At 39.5% G+C, this 6,229-nt stretch carries 6 protein-coding genes and 1 pseudogene; all 7 read right to left on the bottom strand.

Features of this window, described 5'->3' with window-relative positions:
- Nucleotides 1-565, bottom strand: a pseudogene (locus ACODS7_RS30710) (hypothetical protein); the annotation flags it as partial.
- Nucleotides 566-581: 16 nt separating this feature from the next.
- The gene (locus ACODS7_RS30705) at nt 582-1,154 is read right to left on the bottom strand and encodes a phage adaptor protein (protein WP_243168533.1); all 573 of its coding nucleotides are present in this window, start codon (nt 1,152-1,154) and stop codon (nt 582-584) included.
- The gene (locus ACODS7_RS30700) at nt 1,108-1,581 is read right to left on the bottom strand and encodes a 2,3-dihydroxybenzoate--AMP ligase (protein WP_488828387.1); all 474 of its coding nucleotides are present in this window, start codon (nt 1,579-1,581) and stop codon (nt 1,108-1,110) included. Before ACODS7_RS30700 ends, ACODS7_RS30705 begins: the two co-directional genes overlap by 47 nt.
- 53 nt (nt 1,582-1,634) lie before the next feature.
- Nucleotides 1,635-2,825 (bottom strand): phage major capsid protein, encoded by a 1,191-nt coding sequence (locus ACODS7_RS30695; protein ID WP_243168535.1) that lies wholly within the window; start codon nt 2,823-2,825, stop codon nt 1,635-1,637.
- A gap of 15 nt (nt 2,826-2,840) precedes the next feature.
- Complete coding sequence (locus ACODS7_RS30690; protein WP_243168536.1) at nt 2,841-3,704, bottom strand: MFS transporter; 864 nt, start codon at nt 3,702-3,704, stop codon at nt 2,841-2,843.
- Nucleotides 3,705-3,815: 111 nt separating this feature from the next.
- On the bottom strand, nt 3,816-4,892 hold the full coding sequence (locus ACODS7_RS30685) for a Ger(x)C family spore germination protein (protein WP_428994091.1): 1,077 nt from the start codon (nt 4,890-4,892) through the stop codon (nt 3,816-3,818).
- A gap of 96 nt (nt 4,893-4,988) precedes the next feature.
- A partial coding sequence (locus tag ACODS7_RS30680; RefSeq protein WP_488828381.1) for a portal protein occupies nt 4,989-6,229 on the bottom strand: 1,241 nt, incomplete at its 5' end.

Below are 6,229 nucleotides of genomic sequence, written 5' to 3'. Positions count from 1 at the left end.
ATCCAAGTTTGGGATCGATGTGGGAGAATGAAACGCGATTCTTTACGTCATGACCCACAACAAATAACCGTCCGCCAAAGAAAGCCATGTATTTGCAGTTAAATAAAGAACCTATATCATTTAATCCTGGATTTCTTTGTTCATCCGCAGTAGGTACATATGCTGTTACAGATGACAATTGATTTTCAGCATACACTTTTAGAGAGATATTATTGGCAACTAAAACAACACGGTTTCCTTTTCGGTCTTTCATCGTAATAAAATTCGCTCTGTCACCAGTAGAGGGTGGGCCTGGGATATCAACAAAGAACTTCCCATTCCATCTCCTCAGACGGTCACCCATCATCAGTAACTCATTTGTGCCATCAGGCTTGAGAAATGTATAAGCACCTGTTATCTTCTCTCCTATATAACCAACTTGCTTATAACCTGTTCGTTTCCGAATTTCACCCACACCAATCACTGCATTTTCTACTTTACTTAGTTCTTTATCCGTAATTACATTTGCATACACTGTATCATTCAATCCCATTGAAAAATCTTTGAATTCAGCAGTATCCTTCAATCCTCATCACCCACTTTCAATCCGCAAGGAAGGTAGGAGCATCGCTATACTCATGGATTGTCTTCATTCGCACACTTGATCTTTTTACTTTCCGTTTCTCACGAAAGACGGCATATTGTTGCCTACGCTGTTCATATCGCTGCATACGATCTGGTCTATCCCCATAATCTCCATCCATAAATTGTAGTTGTCCAACAGCGTATAAAATTAATAAATCGTGATAGGGACTATCAATTTCAGGTACATCTTCCATTCCTTTTAGATGACTTAACTTTTTATAATAATAGACTTCGATAGGTTGTTGATTTCCACCTGGTATCATCAATTCATTTCCCCACACCCAATACCCTTGTTGATTTTGTTCTCCTACAGGTATGCGCGGAAATACTTTGTTCGTTTGCATCACTCGTTCCATATCTTGTACGTCATTCGGTAATGTGTATGGATATGTTAAAGTGACTTTCTTTTCTATCCTTGCAATCGGGGTGATATCATCTAATGCACGATTGAGCCAATGTTGAATATCTCCATTTTCAAAAATATCATCCACATCCCGGTTCACTTGCAGGATTAGCTCTTGCAGATTCACGATGGTCCCTCCCCATATTTACACCCTGTACATATTTTTGTACGCCATCCACACGGCCATATGCATGCGCGTTCCAAAATGCTTCTTTTGATTCTCTCGCATAATCTTCCGCTAGATCATTCAGTTTTCTCTCTTCTTCTTTTTGCCTCTTTTTCTCAGTATCTTCCACAGTTTGAACAGCGGAGAATCCGTTCACTGTATGGATTCTCTTGATATGGTCTACAATTCTTGCGTCCAATTGTTCAAATCCGATTTGTGGAATTTTCATAATCGACATATCTAGTAATCCATCCATGATGACATGTTCCCCATTTTTAGGATTCCACATAAGATACAAGTGGGGATCATAGGATTGTAACTGTTCTTCCACATGATAGATATCATTTAAAAATGTTCGTTGAAATCCACGTCGTTCACACACGCCCATGATCTATACCTCCGTGAAGTTTAAAATGAGAGGAGCTAGTAGCTCCTCTCATTTTATTTCGTATATCCAGTTGCTTCTTGCACGTCTGACAGTTGCCAGAAAGCATTACGTGCGTGACATACCATTGTTTCTAACATATATGCGGTCGCTTCATATGCCGCTTTATTCGGTACACGTGAGAACATCGAACCATCCTCTTCCATGAACTGAAGGTCCGCTACACGGTATAATCCTAAATCGTCATAATTTCCTCCCCACACAATACCTGCCGGCATATAACGGTCTACTAAGAATGGTTTCCCATCAAACTCTAGTGCAGAATAGCCACCTTCTAACTGCATTACATTTGTGTAGCGTTTATTTGTAGTCAGTACAGCCTCGTATGCTGCACGTACACCATGCGAACCCATCAGAAAGTCTGTTTCTTTTCCACTTACAATGGATGTTTCATCCATCACTAAACGTAGTAGCGCATCTGAAATCGGACGAGCCGTTCCCCCGTTCGCAAACATATTTGCCTTCCACCAAGAATATGTCGCAGGATTTAATGTTTGTAATGTTAATTTATCATCAATGATACCGCCTAGTCCCATCGGCTCTAAGTTCGAAGAACCAGCTGATACAATGCCATCTGTTGCCGCTGTTGTGACAGCTGCACCGTCAATTGTGATGATCGTTGCCATGCGGTCAATTGCTGTAACAGTTCGATTGCTTGTTGTCACGTTACCTGTCGCATTGACAATATCTACTTTTTGCCCAACGAAAAATCCCTTCACACTACTTACCACAAGTGCATTCGCAGCCGTCGCCTGTGCGGTACAATTGGCAATACGTCCTGAACCATTACCGAAGGTAACACGTGCACGGAAGTTCTTCATATCCGTTGTTAAACCTTTTACCTCAGATTCTACTGCACGAAGATAAGACGTTTCATTTTTCTTCGATGATTCAATGGTTTGTACGGTAAGTTCTAAACGACCAGCCACCATACGTGCTGTACCTGTAGAGCTCTTATACGCTTGTTGCCCCGCTGTTGGTAAGTTACCATTTTCAGCAACTGCTCCAACGCCCGTGTTACGTCCAAAGTGGTGAGGAATTAAGAAATTCGAACCATCGCCATTAATCTTTTCCACTTTCTTTTCTAACTGTGAAACGATGTAGTTCGCATTGTTAATCTGTTCTTTAATCCCTGGCAAGTAATCGATTTTTAAAACATCCGCTAATGTCGTTAATGTAGCACCCATAATTAGGATACCTCCTTAAATTTGTTGGTTTGCTGATCGTAATCGTTGTAATGCTCTTTCACGCGCCACTTTAAAATCTGTAGTTGGTTCATCCGAGACAAGTCCTGTTGCACCACTACCTTCCACCTTCGGCGCTTTCTTACTTTGTAAATATTCCTGAATGGCCGTTTCTTTTGCTGAAGTCAGCTGTTCTTCTAACTGCTGCGTACGCATGGCGTTATACGCTACTTCAAAATTAGGAACGTTATGTTCTACCATAAATTGTTCTAAAGCTGCGGCATCAGCTCCCTTTTCTTGTGCGAATTGCCCTAATGCTTGCGTAAAACGTTGTGATAATTCTTGTTGTTCGCGCTGATACTCTAGTTCCTCGGCACGCTGCGCTTTCTGTTCCAGCGCTTCGAGTTTTTGCTGGATTTCAGGTGTTACCCCAAACTTTTCAGCTCGTTGTAATAAATCTTGTTGTTCAATTGCTTGCATCATACTATTAAGGTCGTTATAACCTGCTTGTTTCATAAAGAAGTTCATCGCGCGATCATACGTATCATAGTTACCATATCGCTCAGAAACTTCTTGTTCCCAACGCTGACGTTCTTCCATAAGAGCCGCTTGTGTACGTTCTTGTAATCTCTTCGCAAAAGCTTGTGATTGTTCAACAACTTCTGGTGGTTGTCCTTCTGGATTTTCCTCAACTTCCAATTGTTGCCCAGGTGGTGTTTCTATTTGTCCAGTTGGCTCTGTTATTTCTCCTGTACCTTGCGGGGGCGTGAGTTCCCCACCTAAGTCGCTAGGAGGTACCGTTTCCGTTACGACCTCCCCACCGCCTTCCAAACCATTAAAGAATTGAAAATTACCTACACGTAAACGAAATGGTTTTAACATATTTCTTCCTCCTGTGGGTGGACCCAAGTCCACATTCGACGCCCAAATTTTTGTATAGAAAAAAGCCGCTGTTAAACAGCGACTACTTCTTGCTTCATTTGTTTCACATCTTCATTCTACAATTCCAGAATTAGTAATATTCACTCTATATTCCACATCTATCGGGACATTTTGATATATGCTTCTCCACTTTTTCAAACTAAACCCTCTATATTTATGTTTTAATTTAACGCCAAATCCTAACGGATCCACATTTATATTTTGTAACTTCTTTATCATATTTTCACTCTCTACCTGCAACTCTTTTTCTATCGATTTTTCTATTTTTTTTACATTCTGCTTCTGATTTAAATTTATATTTGTTGATACTTCCTGTAAACGCGCATCAAACTTCACTTTTATATAAAAAAAAGGCTTCCCATTTTTCATACGAATACAATAAGAAGGACTAGAACGTATCGTATTTACTAGCACATATCCATTCCTAATTTTAAATTGATGCGAATCTAATTTATGTTTCTCAATTAACCCTTTAAAAATATACATCTCCTGTAAGTTTAATTCGCCCCTATACTTTTCTTTATTAAACAAAGCTAAACCTGTGATTTTAATTTTACCATCACTATTTTTTACTATCGGTATAAAAGTATCCTGACCTTCTTCATAATAGCGGTAAATATTAGCATGTAAATTATCAGTTGGTACAATACCTGTTTCCATATTATGTTCTAACATTTTTTTTAAAGAAATTACTGCATTGTCACGCCCATAAGATTTCTGAGAAAAGAATCCTTTTACTTTACCATCTATTATCCCTAAATATACCGTATGACCAATCCTGCTATCTCTCAAAAGGTATTCATATAATTCCGTAATGTCTTGTTTTACAAATTTTTTCGTAGCAAGAGCTATTCGTAGTTGACCTGTTTCAAAATCATTTTCAGACTCTAAAGAACTGTTTATTCGTCCCATCTTTACTGTATGACTGCTACCCTCAAATGTTTGAACTTGATGCCCTTTTCTTTTCAACGAACAAATAACAGTTGTTTTGATTTGATCTTTTATCCTATCAACTATTACCCCTTGAATTAACTGCACATCATCAATAATCATTTTAGGTAGACACCCTGTTAGAATACATATAGATGCAAAAGAAGCAATCAATATTAGCTTTCTCTTATTTTTCATGTTTTTCTCCATCAAAAATAATTTTCTTCATATTCTTCCAAATGAATGATTAACATATACACATTTTCATTATAAATATTGCTATTTACACTTATCTCATACCTTTTCGCCTTGCTTTTCTACTTTCTTTTCTTCGATATCTAACTTACGATGTTGGAGCTGTAAGTCTTGTTCTTTCATCGCTCTCTGTTCTTCCTGCATCTGTTGTTCTTGTTCCACCTGCAGCTCTCTATCCACTTCCATTGGCGCATTGAGTGCCTCCATATGTTGCTGTACATGCTCATCAACTAACTGTTGTACTTCAGGTGGCAACTCATCATATAAGCTTGATTTTCGAAAAGCATTATGCATATATACATGCACTTCATGGTCATAAAAATCACGCACCTGTGGTGTCGGTATGGATAATTGTGGAGGCTGTATACCTGCTTGCATAGGATCTATCCCTTGTGCTTGCATCGCTTGGGCTTGCTGCTCAAATTGTTGTTCTTGCATGGTGTATTGTTGGAGAAGCTGAAGGGCTTCTGGATTCTGCGCAATTTGTTCAAACTGTTTATTCTCCATCTTCGCTTTATTTTCATCCAGCTGTTGCATTTCAAATAACTCGTTACTATCACCCATACCCATGAGTTTGAGTAACGCCTGTGGGTCTGGTGAACCATCCTTCTTCACAATCGCTCCTTTATCCCACAGCGTCATAATCCGGTCTTGTTGGGCTGATTTCATTTCAGGAAGGGATGAACCTTGCACAATGTTAATGTCCTCTCCGCCGCTTAAATTAGAGCCTCTAAAGCTTACGAGTTCAATATAATTATCAGGACCCAGAATTCTTGCCATACGCTCTTCTGTATAATGTTTTTTCATGAGCAACAGCACGCGTTGTAACAGTCTCTTCATCCCGTGTTCATAGTTTTGAGAAGAAACTGCAAGCTTCTCATTCTCCTGTTCTACCATAAGAGATAACCCGCTATACGTATCTAATCCAGATGGCAAACGACCTTGTGAGATTTCACGTGCACCCGATAAATCGTCGATATCTCCATCATGATTATTTAAAATACGATCATAGAAGGACGGGATATCTGGTGCGCCGACTCGTTCTGGTCTCGCCCCTTCAATCGGTGTATAGTGCAGAATACCGCCTTCTTCATTCGTAATTTCATCTTCATCCACAGCGGAACCCATTGGAACTAACCACATACTATTTCCCATTTTCCTGGCATGTGTGGCAAACATAGACCGCATAATATTAATCTCACGCTGAATCGGCAACATATCTTTGATAAACGCTTCCCCTTTCACACTTCCGGGTATCGGAATATCACCAAAGAGAAAGA

This window comes from Bacillus sp. FG16 (assembly GCF_057809515.1).
This window is presented reverse-complemented; position numbering and strand designations above follow the sequence as displayed.